Origin of the sequence: Acinetobacter sp. YH16032 (genome assembly GCF_013417345.1) — a bacterium.
GTDB lineage: Bacteria > Pseudomonadota > Gammaproteobacteria > Pseudomonadales > Moraxellaceae > Acinetobacter.
This window is the reverse complement of sequence record NZ_VPEE01000001.1, coordinates 1-18787: the sequence shown is the minus strand read 5'-3', so window position 1 is coordinate 18787 and position 18787 is coordinate 1. Positions and strand designations below refer to the sequence as shown.

15 protein-coding genes and 1 tRNA gene are annotated in these 18787 nt (G+C 37.7%); 9 read left to right on the top strand and 7 right to left on the bottom strand.

Features of this window, described 5'->3' with window-relative positions; translation table 11 throughout:
- From FTV32_RS00080 to FTV32_RS00070, 3 genes are read left to right on the top strand one after another with little or no spacing between them, the layout of a single operon-like run.
- Positions 1-1038 carry an iron ABC transporter permease gene (locus FTV32_RS00080; RefSeq protein WP_180027485.1) on the top strand — a complete coding sequence of 346 codons (1038 nt, stop codon included), beginning with the start codon at positions 1-3 and terminating at the stop codon, positions 1036-1038.
- Position 1039: 1 nt separating this feature from the next.
- Entirely contained in the window at positions 1040-2056 is a 1017-nt protein-coding gene (locus FTV32_RS00075; protein ID WP_180027484.1) for an iron chelate uptake ABC transporter family permease subunit, read from the top strand.
- On the top strand, positions 2053-2841 hold the full coding sequence (locus FTV32_RS00070) for an ABC transporter ATP-binding protein (RefSeq protein WP_180027483.1): 789 nt from the start codon (positions 2053-2055) through the stop codon (positions 2839-2841). Before FTV32_RS00075 ends, FTV32_RS00070 begins: the two co-directional genes overlap by 4 nt.
- 89 nt (positions 2842-2930) lie before the next feature.
- Here FTV32_RS00070 and FTV32_RS00065 read toward each other — a convergent pair whose 3' ends face one another.
- From FTV32_RS00065 to FTV32_RS00035, 7 genes are all read right to left on the bottom strand, one after another.
- Positions 2931-3203, bottom strand: a complete 273-nt coding sequence (locus FTV32_RS00065) for a hypothetical protein (RefSeq protein ID WP_180027482.1) — start codon at positions 3201-3203, stop codon at positions 2931-2933.
- A 102-nt stretch (positions 3204-3305) separates the two neighbouring features.
- On the bottom strand, positions 3306-4313 hold the full coding sequence (locus FTV32_RS00060) for a fimbrial protein (RefSeq protein WP_180027481.1): 1008 nt from the start codon (positions 4311-4313) through the stop codon (positions 3306-3308).
- The gene (locus tag FTV32_RS00055; protein ID WP_180027864.1) at positions 4310-6823 is read right to left on the bottom strand and encodes a fimbria/pilus outer membrane usher protein; all 2514 of its coding nucleotides are present in this window, start codon (positions 6821-6823) and stop codon (positions 4310-4312) included. Before FTV32_RS00055 ends, FTV32_RS00060 begins: the two co-directional genes overlap by 4 nt.
- A gap of 98 nt (positions 6824-6921) precedes the next feature.
- The gene (locus tag FTV32_RS00050) at positions 6922-7632 is read right to left on the bottom strand and encodes a molecular chaperone (protein WP_257227573.1); all 711 of its coding nucleotides are present in this window, start codon (positions 7630-7632) and stop codon (positions 6922-6924) included.
- Between the two features lie 100 nt (positions 7633-7732).
- On the bottom strand, positions 7733-8266 hold the full coding sequence (locus tag FTV32_RS00045) for a fimbrial protein (protein ID WP_035266450.1): 534 nt from the start codon (positions 8264-8266) through the stop codon (positions 7733-7735).
- A 439-nt stretch (positions 8267-8705) separates the two neighbouring features.
- Positions 8706-8795: transfer RNA gene (locus FTV32_RS00040), tRNA-Ser, on the bottom strand.
- Positions 8796-8892: 97 nt separating this feature from the next.
- Positions 8893-10926 carry an NADPH-dependent 2,4-dienoyl-CoA reductase gene (locus tag FTV32_RS00035; RefSeq protein ID WP_180027479.1) on the bottom strand — a complete coding sequence of 678 codons (2034 nt, stop codon included), beginning with the start codon at positions 10924-10926 and terminating at the stop codon, positions 8893-8895.
- Between the two features lie 428 nt (positions 10927-11354).
- On the opposite strand from FTV32_RS00035, the gene argG reads away from it, so the two are divergent.
- The 6 genes from argG (at position 11355) to FTV32_RS00005 (ending at position 18597) form a co-directional block, all read left to right on the top strand.
- On the top strand, positions 11355-12695 hold the full coding sequence (gene argG, locus FTV32_RS00030; RefSeq protein ID WP_092765981.1) for an argininosuccinate synthase: 1341 nt from the start codon (positions 11355-11357) through the stop codon (positions 12693-12695).
- Between the two features lie 226 nt (positions 12696-12921).
- On the top strand, positions 12922-13956 hold the full coding sequence (pyrC, locus tag FTV32_RS00025) for a dihydroorotase (RefSeq protein ID WP_180027478.1): 1035 nt from the start codon (positions 12922-12924) through the stop codon (positions 13954-13956).
- Positions 13941-14597: a ribonuclease T gene (rnt, locus tag FTV32_RS00020; RefSeq protein WP_035266446.1), complete on the top strand. Its 657-nt coding sequence runs from the start codon at positions 13941-13943 to the stop codon at positions 14595-14597. The genes pyrC and rnt overlap by 16 nt, the downstream gene beginning before the upstream one ends.
- A gap of 215 nt (positions 14598-14812) precedes the next feature.
- Positions 14813-17320, top strand: a complete 2508-nt coding sequence (locus FTV32_RS00015; RefSeq protein WP_180027477.1) for a TonB-dependent receptor — start codon at positions 14813-14815, stop codon at positions 17318-17320.
- A gap of 152 nt (positions 17321-17472) precedes the next feature.
- Positions 17473-18414 carry a hypothetical protein gene (locus tag FTV32_RS00010; protein ID WP_180027476.1) on the top strand — a complete coding sequence of 314 codons (942 nt, stop codon included), beginning with the start codon at positions 17473-17475 and terminating at the stop codon, positions 18412-18414.
- Positions 18415-18447: 33 nt separating this feature from the next.
- Positions 18448-18597: a hypothetical protein gene (locus tag FTV32_RS00005; RefSeq protein ID WP_171076764.1), complete on the top strand. Its 150-nt coding sequence runs from the start codon at positions 18448-18450 to the stop codon at positions 18595-18597.
- The last annotated feature ends 190 nt before the right edge of the window (positions 18598-18787 follow it).

Sequence of the window (18787 nt, the reverse complement as noted above, 5' to 3'; positions counted from 1 at the left end):
ATGCTGACGAATGCTACAACTGTACTTGACCGATTCCCGCTGATGGGAATCGTGCTTAGCTTAATTATTTTATGTTGCACTGTTTTATCGATCGCGTACGGCGCTGGTCAGCCCTACTTTACAGACAGTTTGCAACTTATTCTTCAGGCACTAAGTCAATGGTCGTTAGAACCAATCACCCCCCTATTGGAAATTAGAATTCCACGTACTATTGCGGCGGTGAGTGTCGGATTAGCTTTAGCGATCTCAGGCGTCATCCTTCAGAACTTGCTTAAAAACCCTTTGGCTGATAGTGGATTAATCGGAATTAATAGTGGTGCATCTCTTGCCATTGTTTTGGCCATTGTTCTTCAAATGGATACCTTCGGACTATTTTTTTGGGCGCTGATTGGAGCTTTAGTGAGTGCCTTGTTGGTCTTTGCCATCACCCCTCGTCAAATGACAGATCAAAGCTCACTTACACGTTTAGTCTTGGCTGGACTGGCGATCACCAGTACATTCCAAGGTTTTATGGCTGCCATTCTTCTGAGTTTCCAAAATGGCTTAGATGACTATCGTTTTTGGGTTTTAGGTTCGCTCAATCGCGTCGATATTCAATATCTCAGTCTTGCACTAATTTTAATGGCGATCGGACTCATCATCGCTATATTGGTAATACGCCCTCTAGGTCTTAGCTTAGTTGGTGATCAACTGGCGAATAGCTTAGGCTTAAATACGAAACTACTTGATGCATTCTGCATTTTAGCTGTGGTTTTATTAACTGGAAGTGCCGTTGCATTAACAGGACCAATTGCCTTTTTAGGCTTGATTGCACCTTACTTTGCACGAGCTATTGGTGCTCAGAGTATTCAGAAACAGCTCATCTATAGCGGACTATTTGGCATGTTGTTGTTGCTGATCGCGGATATCATTGCACGTGCAGTCGTGCAACCTTTCGAAGCCCCTGTCAGTATTCTTTTAGCCTTATTAGGTGCACCTATTTTGATATGGATGGTGCGTCAAAATAACTTACAAAATATCATTCAAGCGGAGAAATAATATGTCTTCTCTGTTGAGTCGTTTAAAACAAAAATCAGTGATAAAGGCTTGGATAATCATTGTGATTCTACTGATATCACTCAGTTTATTTAGCCTGATGTACGGCGAAATCACATTAAATTTGAATACGCTATGGAATGTATTTACAGGCAATGCGTCAGCTCCACATCAACTTCTCGTTGAAAAGATTAGATTACCACGACTTTTGGCAGCCTTATTGATTGGCGCTGCACTCGCCTTATCTGGTCTCATTCTTCAAATTATCACCAAAAATCCTCTTGCGAGCCCAGATGTTTTTGGTATCAGTGACAGTGCAGTGCTTGCTTTGGCATTCACCATTCTCCTCTCAAGTTCTAGTATGTTAGGTCAATGGTGGCAAGCATTAATGGGTGCGATCTTCTGTGTTTTTTTTATTTTAATTGCTTCAGGCGGCGTGGGAACACAGGGGTATCGTATTTTGGTCATCGGGGTCGGAATTGCAACACTCATGAAAGCCAGTTTTGACCTTATCCTTGCGACACTGCCAGTAATGCACACCAGTAATATTTTAATTTTTAGTAGCGGTAGTTTGATTGGTCGAAGCTACAGCATCTTGCTACCAACTTCGATTTTTATCATGCTGCTTATCAGTATTATTGTGCTGTGGCGGCGACTATTTAGTGCAATGGTTCTCCCTGATTCTGTCATTGATAGTCTAGGAGAACCCTTATCTAAAATTAGACTGATGCTCATTATTATTGCTGCGTTTCTCGCTGGGACCGCTGTCAGTATTGCGGGCCCCATTGGATTTGTGGCTATTGCCGCACCAATCATCGCATTTAAATCATTTCCTCATCATTTATTTCCGATTTTCCCAACCATGTGTATTGGTGCATTAATGGTTTTAAGTGCCGATTTACTTGGAAAAAATTTGCTTGCCCCTGTCGAAATTCCCGCAGACATTATTAGTGGCATGGTTGGTGGTCCACTGTTGTTGTGGTTGTTATATCGTCATTCTAGAAGTATGAGTCGTACATGAGTTTAATCATCAATCAATTAAGTGCTGGATATAATCATCATCAAGTTTTGAAGGGTATCAATGCTGAATTTCAGCAGGGTCAAGTCATCGTCCTCATTGGTCCAAATGGCTGTGGAAAATCGACCTTGTTAAAATGTATTGCTCAAATTCATCCATATGATCAAGGCGAAGTCATTTGGGAAAAAAATCAACTGAATATACTCAGTAAAAAGTTGCTCGCTAAACAACTTGCATTACTTCCACAGCATGTAACTGCACCCAACGGCATGACAGTTGAGCAGTTAGTGCGCTTCGGTCGTTTTCCACACCAAGGTTGGTTTAAACGACTCAACATCGAAGACCAAAAAGCGATTGATGATGCCTTGTCTGCGACCCATTTAAGCGAATTAAAAAATCAAAATTTAAGCAATCTATCAGGAGGTCAACGTCAACGTGCATGGATCGCAATGGTACTCGCACAACAGACCCCTTTAATTCTTTTAGATGAACCAATCAGTATGCTCGATATCGGTCATCAAGCCGATATTTTAAATTTAGTCCGCTCTCTAGCCTCACAAGGTAAAACCATAGTGATGGTTCTACATGAGTTAGCCACTGCTGCACGCTGTGCCGATTTTCTAGTTGCGATGAAAGATGGTCAAATCATTGCACAAGGTAAATCAGAAGATGTTTTGACTAAGAAATTAGTTCATCAACTTTATAACCTAGATGCCGAAGTCAGAGTGGTTGAAGATGATCAACACAAGAAAAGGTTACTGGTCATCCCAAATAAGTTTGGTGATTAATCCTCAATACAAACTTAATCCATCTCCATTGATGACAACATAGGTTTCTTATGGAAGAGCATTAATCCATTGCAAGCTTTTGAGTTTAATTAGTGGTAATAAACTGAAATCATTTTCTTATCTTGCCCATTTACATTGCTTACTTGAACCACATAATGATCTAAACTTAAACGTTTCTCTTGAGTCACTTGATGATCTTTTAACTGCTGAGTGAGTTCATGTAATTCAATACAATATTTTTCTAAAGAACTTTCAGAACAGCTATAGTTTTCAATGACTGAACCTTGAAATTCAATATTTTGAGCATGCACGACATGCACCGAAATGACCACATTTAGAATAAGTATAAATAATGATCGCATTGCCTTTCCCCAATAAAGCATACGATCTTTAAATTTACATAAAAATATAGTTAAAACAATATTATAAATTAAATATTTTTCATTAACGTGAACTACATATCACTATTGGTATTGGATTGTGACCGTTGCCTGACCTCTTACACGACCAGGTTCTACTTGGTTTTCAACTTGGATATAGCGTGCTTTCAATGGCAAGTTATATTGAACCGTTTGATTCGAGCTCACGGTGCCAAGTTGTATTTGCTCACCTTGAGTAATGACTTTATTTTGATTTTGATAATTGGAAATTAATTGTGTATTTACACCCTTGGCTCTGACATTTGACGCTGCATCATTTACGATTGAATTATTTCCATTTGAAGTGTAATCAAAACTTAGGCTAATTCTGTTTGTTTCCGTCACACTCGTCGGATTATCTCTACCATTACATAAGATATTCATATCAAATGCCTGCTCACCCGCTGTAGATCCTATACCTTTAAAGTCGGATTTATTCACTGTAGGTAAATTCACCGTTTTATTGATATTTCCTTGGATCTCACACGAACTTGAAGCAATCGTAATCGCATTACCATACACTGTGCTTGTTAAGAAAGGCTGTGAAGTATAACCATCAACATCATAGGAACTATAACGTCCCGGGGCTATTACACCAGAACCCGTATTCGCTGCAGTTTTGATAATTTCAACAACGAAAAAACCATTATCTAAATAGTAATTTCTACTGGCAGATAATCTTCGAGAATATGGATAGTAACCTGAGAAATTTTGATTATTTGCTGCTTCCCGATAAAGCCTAATCCCAATACCTGGAATATTGGTTTCATAGACTGAATCCCCAGCGGGACTCAGCTGACCATTTTGAATCAGTCTTGCATTAATATTTACTGGATTTCGATCGCATGAAATAGTCGAACCATTCGGTGAAATCGGAAACGTTTTTTTGGTTAAAACTCGGCCTACTGGATCAGATGGTCTGACTACGACTCTCCCAACAGCCATACTAATATCAACTGTTCTAAAGTTAGCTTGAGGTGTACAAGCTGCTTGAACAGAAGTTATGGCAAAACCTGAGAGTACAACAGCACCTATTAAAATATTTGTTTTCATTGACATAGAGCCTCTGTCGTAATCATATTTTCAGACTGATGCGCAGTAACATCATATTGGATTTGGCAACGATCATCTGGCTCATCACCCCAAACAATGTTTAAAGTATCTTTGAGTGCTGCGGTTCTGACATAAACCAAACCACCTTGAGCAACTAAACCAATGCTTTCTTGATTAGAATTGAATACTTCTGCTGCAAATGGTAAAGACTGTCCATCTTTTAGCGCACTTTTGATATAAATTGCCTTCCCTGATTTAGTCGCAAAATTCACTTTCGTTATCGCGCCTGAATAAGGTGCAATTCTTTGACTTGTTTCCATTAACTCTACATCTGTCGACATCTCTTCAGGGTTCAAGCTAATGTCATTCAGACGATATGGTGTGACATAAGGAATAATCGCATAACCAGATTTATTAATTTCTAAACCTGTCGAATTATTTACTTTTGCACCTGAGGCTTCAGGGGCATAGACTAAGACCATCGTTTGCCCCTGATCTGGTCCAAAATGTACGCCATCACGGTGTACAACTACATTACCTCGGGCTGTGACTAACATTTGTTGATATTGATCCGCCAAACTATAAGACGCACCAAGAGTTGAATAATTTGTTCGATATTGTACGTTAGTGTTAAAACTTGGATTATTGCCATAATCCGCGGAAGTCGAAAATCCGTAATTGAATTTTTCGCCCACTGTACCACTCGCACCTACATTAATACGATCTTGCGTGGTAATTGAACTTAGATTTAAAGCACTCTTTTTAAATGTGAGCGGCAAAGAAAGCGTCAGCATATACTCCGTATCGCTGCTACGCATATTCGTATTATTATTTTCTAATTCTCTTTTAATGGCAGATAAACCATACGTCAGCAAATTATAAGTATTACTGTAGCCAACTTGATATTGTTTAGACTTTTGGTTGGTGTTCCAATAATCACTCCAAGAACCTGTAGCATAGAAATTGCCTAAATTATTTGGTAATCCTTGGTTTAACGTGATGGTAAACTCACTTCTCTGCTTACCTACATGACCTGAGCTTACCCCCTTTTCATCCAGATCTTGGATTAAAAAGGCATCGCGTAGTTTCAAAAAGTTTTCAGTTGAATAACGATAAGCAGCCAAAGTTAAATTCGTATTCGTCGGGCTAATTAATTTGCTGTAACTCAAACGATAACTTTGTCCAGTTTGATCTTTTCTTCGATCAAACTTAGCATCAGATTGCGTGATATCAATTGCAATCGCACCAATTGGTGTCGCAAAAGCTGTACCGACTAAATATGCCTGATAATTTTCAGAAAATTGTAGCCCTGTATAGGCTGTAATATAGTTATTGATCCCATGTTGATATTTTGCCTGACCAACCCATGGATCTAAATCAATATCCTTATCTCTAAACTCACCTATCGTAAATGAATAACGATTCATACCAGGTCTTAGCATTTGTACAACTGATGCATAAGGTACAGAAAAGCGCTGAATTTGACCGTCAGATTCAATGACTGAAACTTCTAATTCACCACCAAAGCCAGTGGGATAAAGATCATTAATTTCAAAACTACCCGGTGCAACTGTAGTTTGATAAATAATTTGACCTTGTTGTTTAATTTCAATTTTAGCATTCGTACGAGCATTACCACGAATTCGGGGCGCATAACCCGTCATGCTATTGGGTAACATTCGTTCATCACTTGTGAAATCTAGACCGCGATAACCTACAGAATCAAATAATTCACCATTGGTAAAATAATCACCGAGTGTCAACATACCTCGATATTGGGGAAATGCACGTTGTACATAAGTCGTGACTGCATCGTAACTACTTTTATTACGCCCCTGATCTTCGTGATCAGACCATTTCCATTGACCATTATGACGGAGTTGCCACCCACCTAAATTTGCACCAGTTGCCAAAGACATGAAGGCATTGTTAATTTCAGGATTGGTTTCAGAGTTATTTTTTGTTTTATATGCTGAGGCACTGTATGAAATAAATCCAGCATTAATCCCTCGATCCCAAGCACTTGGGTCGATGTAGCCCTGAGCATTTTGTTGCATCGCAATTTGAGGGATCGAAATATCTAGTCTTAAACGAGCAGAATCAAACTCATAAAATGCATTTTCCACCCAATTTTCAATACGCTGACATGATGTCGAAGTAGAATTAGATGGCTCAAAGTTTAAAATCTCTTTTTTGACACCAAACTGCATTAATGTTTTTGCATCAAAACACGTATAAGCATTTGCTGATTTATTATTTAATTCATTCTTGAATACAACTCGATGCTTACGATACCAGTTACCATTTACGTAAACATCAACATTATATTCACCTGGAAAAATAGGATTTCCAAATTTAAACCTATCTGTATTAATTGATTGTGCGTTTTCACCAATCAAAAAAGATGAGTCAAATTCCACACCATCCGCTGATGATTCGTTTGAAATCTCTTCACCATGTGCTGGCGTTAAATAAGTAAATCCGAAGGTTATAGCCCCCAAAATAATCATAATTGTTGGAAGTTTTTTTTCATCATATTGTTTTTGGTTACGGATCAGCATATTTTTGCCTACCTATTAATATTTAATAGGGATATTGATTCATTAATTTATGGATTTAGTTTCAAATCAGTCTGAATGCGCCCACCAAAATCATTAATCGTTGTAAAGCTCAACTTATTATTAGTGATAGCTGACTTTAGATTTACATTTTCACTTGATTTGGGGCTCACCATGAGCCCTTCTTTCATCAAATCCACCAATTTTCCATTAGTTTGTTGGCTTAATATCGATGTGATTGTGACGTGATAAGCCGTTGGATTAATCACTTGGAGTTGATTACCCACTTGCTTCCATTGCAATTTTGCTGGAGCTTCTGCAACCTTATCTTTCAAATTTGAAGGTCGATAAAATAATTTAATTCTTGAGCGTATTGCCAGTTGTAAAAAGTTATCTGGTTCCATGCTTTCAGCATTGGCTTTAGGTTTAGGCGGAATATCTAAAACATTCAACCAAAACACAGTTTCTTGTTCACGACTTAATGATTTTGCATTTGGCAAAGCCGTGATTCGAAGCGATTGACTCTTAGTCGGATCAACACGCGAGATTGGAGGTGTAATAATGAAGGGAGCTTTAGATTGTTCAGGCTTACTCTTTGGATCACCCTCATCAATCCATGCTTGTACCAATGATGGTTTATCACCATTGTTACTGACCTGTAGTGTGATCTCTCTTGCATCTGCTGGGTATATTGCTCTTGTTCCATGAATAATAATTTCAGCATGAGCAAAACTTGTCGAAGCCAATACCCCCAACATCATCGTTTTAATTTTAAATGAACCTAGCATGCAATTGATCTCTACTTAATACATTTGATAAGAGTCAAGTTAATTAATAACTTAACTCTATTTTCAAAAAAAATTATTGATAAATAATCGTGTATTGAACTGAAGTAGTTACAGGACCTGCTGTAGAAGCACCAGTCGCATAGTATTCTGCATAGTAGTCAAGTGCAGCAGTTCCACCATCGACAACATCAACCCACTGAGAGTTAGTTTGCGCACCGTTCGCACCAGCCTGCTGAACTAAAATAGGTTGGTTATTGCTTCCTAACAATTGAACTTGTACGTTTTTAGCACCATTAGCATCTTGGTTATTTAAACGACCAGTATTGAAATCAACCGTTGCACCAGGTTCAAAATAAGTTGCAACTTTACCTTCTGAACAGTCACTTAGATTGATCGTGAACGGTGTACGGCCAGCGACTTCACCAGCTGTAGCAAGCGTTTGTTTTGAAACTGTAGGTAGAGTTACAGTAAAATTTTTTCCCTGTGGCGTTACAATGTCACAAGTCTTATCAGTAACTAAACCGTTGATTGTAATTGTTCCATCAGCTGCATTTGCTTGTGCAATCGTAGCTAATAAAACTGCTGAAAATAATGCGATTTTTTTCATTGGTCTTACTCTAATTTGAGGAATGGTGGGATGTTTCAAAAATGTCGATTAGTATGCAAAAAATTGCAAAAGCATGGTATTACATTACAAAATAAGTGTAAATAAAGTCACATTTTGCCATTTTAATTAAAATCATTTCACATTTGTAAATTTCTCTTTAACTCTTTATTTATTATTAATTAATTATTCATGTATTTTTTTGTAACTATGATTTTAAAATATTTAGTTTAATTACTCTATAAAATTAATAATTTTTAAAATATTTACATATATTAATACGATATCATGAAATTTTTAATTTAGAGAAACTTTGTCAAGATCACATCATAATTCTAAATATGAAGAAATGAAGAAATGAAGAAATGAAGAAATGAAGAAATGAAGAGATATTATTTTCTCTCATAAAAAAGCCCTGACAAATGTCAGAGCTTTTTGAATTTGGCGGAAGCGGTGAGATTCGAACTCACGGAGGACTCACACCCTCGTCGGTTTTCAAGACCGGTGCATTAAACCGCTCTGCCACGCTTCCATGTGCGCCATAATACGAAGCTTTTCATATCATGACAAGTAAAAATTACAATCAAACCATTCAAGTGAATATAGTTTCACCAAATGATTCAAATTTATTAAATTTTGGCTGCGATTTCAGCACCTTCACGAATCGCACGCTTAGCGTCAAGCTCAGCAGCAAGCTTTGCACCACCAATAATATGATATTTCGCTAAAGTTGTTTCAGTCTCTGACGGCATAATCTCTTTAACAGATTCTTGCCCTGCACAAACAACGATAGTATCGACTCGTAATAATTGATCATGTCCACCAACTTCGATCCACAGACCTTCATCACTCACTGATTTATATTGAACGCCACGCAACATTTTCACATGATGTTTTTTTAATTGGGCGCGATGAACCCAACCAGAGGTTTTACCTAATCCTATACCCAAAGGCGTTGTCTTACGTTGCAATAAATATATTTCGCGAACTGGATGATCCACTTCAGCAGGTTGTAAACCACCTTCAGAAACATACTGAACATCAGGATCAACTCCCCACTCACGTTTCCATTCTGCCAAAGGTTGTGGCTGTGGCTGATGTTCAGGTTTTAATAAAAACTCTGACACATCAAATCCGATACCACCAGCACCAATTACTGCTACCTTTTGACCCACAGGCGCACCTCTTAATACTTCTGCATAAGATAAAACTTGTGGTGCATCACTTCCTTCGATCTTCAATGCACGTGGAACAACGCCTGTCGCAACAATTACTTCATCAAAGCCTTCACGCTCAAGCTGTTCACGATTAACTTTAGTATTTAAACGAAGTTCAACCCCAGTACGCTCAATTTGGACTTTAAAATAGCGAATGGTTTCGTGAAACTCTTCTTTCCCAGGAACAACTTTCGCTAAGTTAAATTGTCCCCCTACATCATTAGTGGCTTCAAATAAAGTAACTAGATGACCACGACTGGCAGCAACGGTCGCTGCAGACATTCCAGCTACACCACCACCCACAACGGCTACTTTTTTTGGCTTCTTGGTTTTTAAATAAACCAGTTCAGTTTCATAGGCTGCACGTGGATTCACTAAACATGTGGCACGTTTATTTTTGAAAGTATGATCCAAACAAGCCTGATTACACGCAATACACGTATTAATTTCATCAACACGATTAGTCGCCGTTTTATTCACCCAAAAAGCATCTGCCAATAATGGTCGAGCCATTTGAATCATGTCGGCTTTACCTTCAGCCAAAATAGCTTCGGCAGTTTCAGGCATATTGATTCGGTTGGATGCAATCACAGGCACAGACACATGTTTTTTTACCTCTGCGGTATAATCTACAAATGCCGCACGAGGAACAGAGGTTACAATTGTTGGCACACGAGCTTCATGCCAACCAATACCTGTATTCAATAATGTGATACCCGCTTCTTCTAGCGCTTTGGCAACCGTGATCACTTCACTCATTATATTACCGTCGTGAACTAAATCGAGCATAGATAAACGGAAACAAATGATAAATTTTTCGCCAACTTTCGCGCGAATTGCCTTAACAATTTCAACTGCAAAGCGCATACGGTTTTCTATTTCACCACCCCATTGGTCTGTACGTTGATTGACATGACGACTCATAAATTGGTTCAGCAAATAGCCTTCTGATCCCATGATTTCAACACCATCATAGCCAGCTTTTTTCGCGATACTTGCTGTAGCCGCATAATCTTGAATCGTATCCAAAATTTGTTTTTCTGACATTTGGCGTGGTTTGAATGGTGAAATCGGCGATTTTATTGGGCTTGCAGAAACCACAAAAGGTTGATAACCATAACGCCCTGAATGCAAAATTTGCATTAAAATTTTTGCACCATGTTTATGAACTGCATGTGTCACTAATCGGTGTGGGGCAACATCACCTAAGGTATTCATTGTGCCACCAGCTGGAAGGAGCCAGCCTTGACGATTAGGCGAAATACCACCTGTAATGATGAGACCTACGCCCCCTTTAGCACGTTCACCAAAATATGCTGCTAATTTAGGATAATTATAAAAACGATCTTCTAGACCGGTATGCATCGATCCCATCACGACACGATTTTTGAGGGTAGTGAAACCAAGATCAAGAGGTTTTAATATATTTGCATAGCGAGTTGTCATGGCAATTCCTTATTTTATGGGCTTTGCAACTTGTTGCATAAAACTATACTTCTTTTTTCATAACTGTTTATGGCAGTTTTTTGTCTTTTTCTATAATAAATTACCAACTATTGAATTAGATATTAATATTCAATCACTTACAAAAAATATTTTTCATTAAGTTCGCTTTGAAAAATTGCAATAAAATAAATTGATGCATAAAAATCTTTACAAATGCGCTGTGTTATTTTCAAGAAGAAATCTTGAATTAGATCAAGCCTTGCCTATTACTTTTGAGTTTTGACGAAATATTGCTATTTATTCAAATATTTTTGCACCACGTATCTTTTTTTAAAAAAAATTACCAACGAAAAGTGCTACAATTGAAGAAATATATTTTTCAGGTTACCAATTTTCTAGGTGCCTATATTCTATCGTTAGGATGAACAATGTCTGATAATGCAACTATCTTACAGAATGTACCTGTAGGCAAAAAAGTTGGTATTGCCTTCTCTGGTGGTCTTGATACTTCTGCAGCTTTATTGTGGATGAAACAAAAAGGTGCTGAACCTTATGCGTATACAGCAAACTTAGGTCAGCCAGATGAAGATGATTACGATGCTATTCCAAAGAAAGCTGAAGCTTATGGCGCTGTTAAAGCACGCTTAGTGGATTGCCGTTTACAACTTGCATTAGAAGGTATTGCAGCAATTCAATGTGGTGCATTCCATATTTCTACAGGTGGTGTACCTTACTTCAATACAACGCCACTTGGTCGTGCAGTCACAGGTACAATGCTTGTTACTGCGATGAAAGAAGATGACGTCAACATTTGGGGTGACGGATCTACTTATAAAGGTAACGACATTGAGCGTTTCTACCGTTATGGTCTATTAACGAACCCAGCACTTAAAATTTACAAACCTTGGTTAGACCAAACATTTATCGATGAGCTTGGTGGCCGTGCAGAAATGTCACAGTTCCTCATCGACAACGGTTTTGACTATAAAATGTCAAAAGAAAAAGCATACTCAACAGACTCAAACATGCTTGGCGCAACTCACGAAGCGAAAGATCTTGAGTATCTTGATGCTGGTATCAAAATCGTTGAACCGATTATGGGTGTTGCTTTCTGGAAAGAAGACGTTGAAATCGCACCTGAAGAAGTTTCAATCACATTTGAAGAAGGCTTTCCTGTTGCACTTAACGGTCAACGTATTGAAGATCCAGTTGAGTTAATTCTTGAAGCGAACCGTATCGGTGGTCGTCATGGTCTAGGTATGTCTGACCAAATCGAAAACCGTATCATCGAAGCGAAATCTCGTGGTATTTATGAAGCTCCAGGTATGGCACTTCTACACATTGCTTACGAACGTCTTGTGACTGGTATTCATAACGAAGATACCATTGAACAGTACCGCATCAACGGTTTACGTTTAGGTCGTTTACTTTACCAAGGTCGTTGGTTCGACTCTCAAGCGCTTATGCTTCGTGAAACTGCTCAACGTTGGGTTGCTAAAGCAATCACAGGTACTGTGACTTTAGAACTTCGTCGTGGTAACGATTACACTATTATGAACACTGAATCTGAGAACCTTACATACGAAGCTGAACGCTTAACTATGGAAAAAGGTGATTCTGTATTCACGCCAATGGATCGTATTGGTCAATTAACCATGCGTAACCTAGACATTACAGATACTCGCGCTAAGTTAGGAATCTATACTGGTGCAGGTTTACTTGCTGTCGGTACAGGTTCTGCTGTTCCACAACTTAAAGACAAAAATTAAGATTTAATTTAGTCTCAAAAAACCGCGCTTCGAGCGCGGTTTTTTATTTGGTCGTTAAAATCTATCATTGCTCTCTAGATGAATAGTGACTCATTCATCTAACGTATGCCTCATTTCCATATTAATCAGCACAAATAGATGTAAAACCCCTTTTATCGGCTTTTGTCGTTATCAATTTCAAGCAATATCGATTATCATCTATGTTATTTTTTCAGTAAGACTTGCCTTGAATACGATCACTTTAATCCAGCCAGATGATTGGCACGCTCATTTAAGAGATGGTTTAGCACTTCAACGTACTGTTCCTGATTTGGCGAAGCAATTTCATCGCGCAATCTGTATGCCAAATACAGTTCCACCTGTAAAAACTGTGGAAGAAGCACATGCTTATCGTGAAAGAATCATGGCGCATGTTCCTGAAAATGTAAAATTCGATCCTCGTATGGTGCTTTACTTTACGGATCATACTTCTCCTGAAGAAGTACAAAAAATTAAAAACTCTCCATATGTAAATGCAATTAAGCTTTACCCTGCTGGAGCAACCACAAATTCTGATAATGGCGTTAGTGATATACGTAAAGTGTATAGCGTCATTGAACAACTTGAAGAACATCAGGTTCCTCTCTTACTCCACGGCGAAGTAACACATCATCATGTTGATATATTCGACCGTGAGAAACGTTTCTTAGATGAGGTTTTAGCACCGCTGCTTAAACAATTTCCTAAACTGAAATTAGTTTTAGAACATATCACCACAAGCGAAGCTGCACATTTTGTACTTGAGCAAGATCGCAACGTGGCAGCGACGATTACACCACAACATTTGTTATTCAATCGCAATGACATGTTGGTTGGTGGTGTTAAACCACATTTCTATTGTTTGCCAATTTTAAAGCGCCAGACACATCAGCAAACCTTGTTAGAAGTCGCAACAAGTGGCAACCCTAAATTCTTCTTAGGTACTGACAGCGCTCCTCATTCTAAAAATGCGAAAGAAAATGCCTGTGGATGTGCGGGATGCTATAGCGCTCCAACTGCAATTGAATTGTATGCTCAAGCATTCGATCAGGTCGGTAAAATTGAACGTCTTGAAGGTTTCACTTCATTCTTTGGTGCGGATTTCTATGGTTTAGCTCGCAATACTGAAACCATTACATTGATCAAAGAAGATCAAGTGATTCCTGAAAGCCTTGAATATTTAGATGGCGAACAGATCATTCCTCTTTATGCAGGTAAAACAATTCAATGGAGAAAAGTGTGACCACTGAAACATTACCTGTCATCGGTCAACGCTTCCGCGGGTTCCTACCCGTGGTTGTTGACGTGGAAACAGCTGGTTTTAATGCGGATACCGATGCATTGCTCGAAATAGCATGTATTCCAATCATTTACGACGAATCTGGAAAGTTTGTACCTGGTCAAGCGCATCATGCACACATCAATCCATTTGAAGGTGCAAATTTAGATCGTCGCTCACTCGACTTCATTGGCATTGATCCTTTTAATCCAATGCGTGTAGCGATGGCAGAAGATGAAAAGTCTGCACTTAAACGTATGTTCAAAGCAATTAATGAGGTACGCAAACAACAACAATGCACACATGCTGTGCTAGTTGGACACAATGCTCATTTTGATCTTGGTTTTTTAAAAGCGGCAATTGCACGTACTGGAACTAAGAATCAAAATCCATTTCATAGTTTCTCGGTTTTTGATACGGTGACTTTGAGTGCTGTGATGTTCGGACAAACTGTTTTGGCTAAATCATGTATCCAAGCAGGCATCGAGTTTGATGGTAAAGAAGCCCACTCTGCTTTGTATGACACACAGAAAACAGCTGAATTATTCTGCTATATTTTAAATAAATTAGCGCCCCATTTACTTGAAACACTCGTTTCAGAGTAAAAATCTTTAAATACCCCAATATTTTAGATATCTTGATCATCCTGTGGATTGATCTTCATTAATATGTATTGGGGTTTCTTTTTTCCAATTTTTACTATCGCTTTTTTATATTATGTTGATCGGAATATAGTATTGATAATTATTCTCATTAATATTGTGAAATAAGTATTACTAAATGATAATCGCTATCGTTTTTATTCTCTCAATGTTAAATCATGTCATTTGTACGCTCAAAATTAAATTTAGCCATTCTTACGATTCTCTCAACCACAGTTTGTGCAAATGAAACAGAAATAAATTCATTAGTTAATGATGATTCAATCAAACTCAATACAATCGTAACGAATGCAACTGAGCAACAAGAAGTTGGTAAAACCGTTTATACGAAGGACGATTTAGACAAGACACCCAATAGTTCTAAGAACATTACTGATTATTTAAAAGTAAATCCTAACGTGCAATTTGGTAATAATTTTAGAAGTGGCTTACAACAAGGTGAACTTAGCCCAGCCGAAATTAGCATCAATGGCGGTTTACCCTATGAAAATAAATTTCTAATCAATGGGATGAGCATCAACAATAATATTAACCCTGTGGGTGCAACAATATCGAACTCAAATAATGAACTACTCGGCTCTAGTCAAACTGTTGCAGTCAATGCAGATCTGATTTGTAATATTAAACTGCTCGATAGCAATGTGAGCGCTGAATATGGTGAATTTACTGGCGGTGTAGTGAGTGCAGAAACCTGCGCACCAAAAACTGAGGTAGGCAAAATTCACGGTAATATTACTTATGACTATACAACTGATTCTTGGTCTAAAATCAACTTTCCGAATCCAGAAAGTCAACAGGAATTTGAAACCTCCAACAGTGAAAAAAATCAACCTTTCTTTACTAAACAAGGAGTCAGTGCAACACTGTATGGTAATCTCACAAACCAATTAGGCTTCAATGCTTTTGGCTCTTTTCGACATTCCTTAATTCCATTAAAAACGAATTTTATTGAGCCAGCAGAATTAGACCAAACACGTGCTGCGAGCAATTATGGTGTAGAACTCTTCTATACACCTTCAGATAAAACCTCATTAAAAATAGGAACTCAGCTATTTGAAAATAAAGGTGAATACTTCAATGCTACATTTTCAAACTCAGAAAACACGCAAATATCTGATAGCCAAAGTATTTATATCAATTTAAAAAATAAATTAAATGCTGTTCGGTTAGAACAACAACTTAATTATCAAACACAAAACAGCTCGCGAGAGGCAGAACAGGATGCGTATGTGTGGGCTCGATCTTCAACAAAAAATTGGAATCCGAATTTAAGTACGCAATCCTATGGAAACTATGGTGCATTATCACAAGAAGAACAAAAACTGGAATACTCAATCAAAGCCTTATTTGAACCAATAAAGTTTGCGAACTCATCACACCAATTCAAAGTGGGTGCAGGTTATGGTCATTATGAAGCGTATTGGGAAAGACCTGAAGTTTCTAATAACTATTACACAACTACTATCGCTTCAAAAAATATTGAAAACTTAAACTGTTACGCTTCTGATGGTCGTCGTTATGATGCTTGTGATGAAGGCAATTCAATTGACGGGCAATATTTAACGCAACGATTTAAATATGATGCAGGACAAATCAATGTACGCCAAGATCGTTGGCATGCATATCTCGAAGATTCAATTTATGTTAATCCATTTATTCAGTCTAGTTTAGGCTTACGAGCTGATTATGATTCACTGACTCAAAATACCAATATTGCACCTCGTAGTTCATTTGTGTTGAAGCCATTTGGCAATGATCAATTATTTATTACGGCTGGTTGGAATCGCTATTATGGTTTAAACGCATTCGCCAACGAATTACAAGATCAACGAGGTCGATTACAGACAAAATTTAAGAGAAATAGTCTTTCTGAAGGTTGGGAACTCGACCCGACGTATATGCCATCCTTCAAATCAAGGTCAGAGCTGGATACGCCATTTTCAGATGAATCTGTATTTGCTTTTAACACTAATATTTGGAACATCAATACTGGTTTAAAATATGTTAAGCGAGAAAACAAAGACCAATTACGCCAGCAGCAAGGTAATAAGTCTTATAACAACTCAGGAAAATCTGAAGCTGATATCTTAACTTTTTCTTTAAAAAATATTAAACCGCTAGTATTTAAAAAATCTGCGCATCATTTAAGCCTAAATGCCGATATGACAGATACAAATCGTAATTTTGATAGCTATGAAAGCAACTACTACACAGGCACATCACAAATTTATTATGATGGCAAACTGATTAATGCTGAAGATAAACCCACTGATAATTTCAATACACCATGGACAGTTAGACTGGATTGGAATATTGGTTTTAATAATATTCCTTTAAATATTAATCATTATCTTAGCTATCGTGCAGGGACACCAGGTATGAAAAAAACCCTGAGTACCAGTAAAACTGAATTTGTCTATGAACTCGATGGTATGAAATATGACACTTACACTGCATATAAAACGAAAAATGCTTTGAATTGGGATATGCGTACTACCTACACAATACCGAGTTCAAAGAATACGCAAACTATTTTTGGTTTAACCATTAATAATGTACTTAACCGTAAAAATGAGTATTTTTCTTCCAATACATCCTCAGTGACACCAACACCAAGTCCTGAAATCGGTCGTCAATTCATTGCAGATGTTACATTTAAGTTCTAACTCATGATTCCCATAGAGCACTTAGGTGCTCTTTTTCATTTATGCCGCTTTAAACTTTTGGATTACATAAAGAAAAAACAATTCAAGACTTGAAAAATATCAATTATCCTCGATATTACATAGAGTAATTCACTCAATCTTAGAATGAGCATATGAACAATCAAAACAAACCTGAAATTATTACGATAGAAGATCAAAGCTTTGGTAGCCATGTAGAACATTGGGCGCTGTTAACTGATGATCCGACTGTTCAGGTTCCAAAATGGTTGAGTGAAGCACTAAATGCACCTGTCATGCCGATGGGGATTTGTGCTGAAGAACAAGATATGGATCCGAATGTTTGGCTAATTCAAGGACCTAAACAACAACCTATCCAATTGGTTCAAGTCATTGCTGTAGAAGACAATAAACCTAAAGTAGTCAAAACAGCCTTCCCTACTTTTGATAGTCCTTATACGTTGAACGCGACGATTGAACGCATCATTACATGTAAGTCCAACACGCAAGCAGTGTTACAATTAAAAGTTAGTGATAATAGTGTGGTTTATGCTTTTGATAGCTTATACAGCGTGAATCAAATTCAATACCAAAAAAATCAATCTTATAAAGTCCAATTAAATGCTTGGGCTTATGAGCTAGAAAAAGTTGCTGATCAAGAACAAATTGTTGTGGATGATCCAGCTTCAATTAAACACCATCGTGCTTTAAATGAAATTTTGAGTGAACACAATGGTGTAGCGCCAGATAATTTACAGCAGCTGATCGATGCTTGGGAACCTAAATCAGATGCCGATAAAGAACCTGTAACGGTCGATTTTTCGAAAATGGTGGCTTACTTGTACGGTGAAACCATGGGTCAGGAAGATGAGGCCTGGTTCCAAGGAAAAGTGGTTGGCAAGACCCAAATGCAGTTCAACGATCAATTTTATCAACTTTATGATGTAACACTTATTTTGGAAGATAACCAACCTGCTACACTTATTCGTATCGCGACTAAGGATGAGAATTATAAAAATTTCGAAATTGGTCAATATATTCGTGGAAATATATGGATTCAGGCGAATATTTATGCTAAAAATACATCAAATAAATAGGATTTAACTATAAAGTAATATTTAGGCTCCTAGATGAAAATTATACCGGAACAATCAACAGGCTTAATGGAACAAGCACGCCCTCGTATTCGAGTAGACAAGGGTGCTTACTGTTTCTTTTTCTTAGGTGTTTTCCTCGCTGCTTTTATTTTCCACTTTACCAATCTTATTCCAGCATTTTAAGAAAATTAGCGTTGATCACTTTCATCTACGTTTTAGATACATAAAAAAACCTGTCATATGACATAATGCCAGTCAGTTAAGCAAATATTAGAAAAATGTAGTAAAAATGAGTGTATGTAAATACGCTCATTTTTTTATGTCTTTATCTGAACATTTAGAATCCACTCTTGAACATGCTCTCCCATCACTT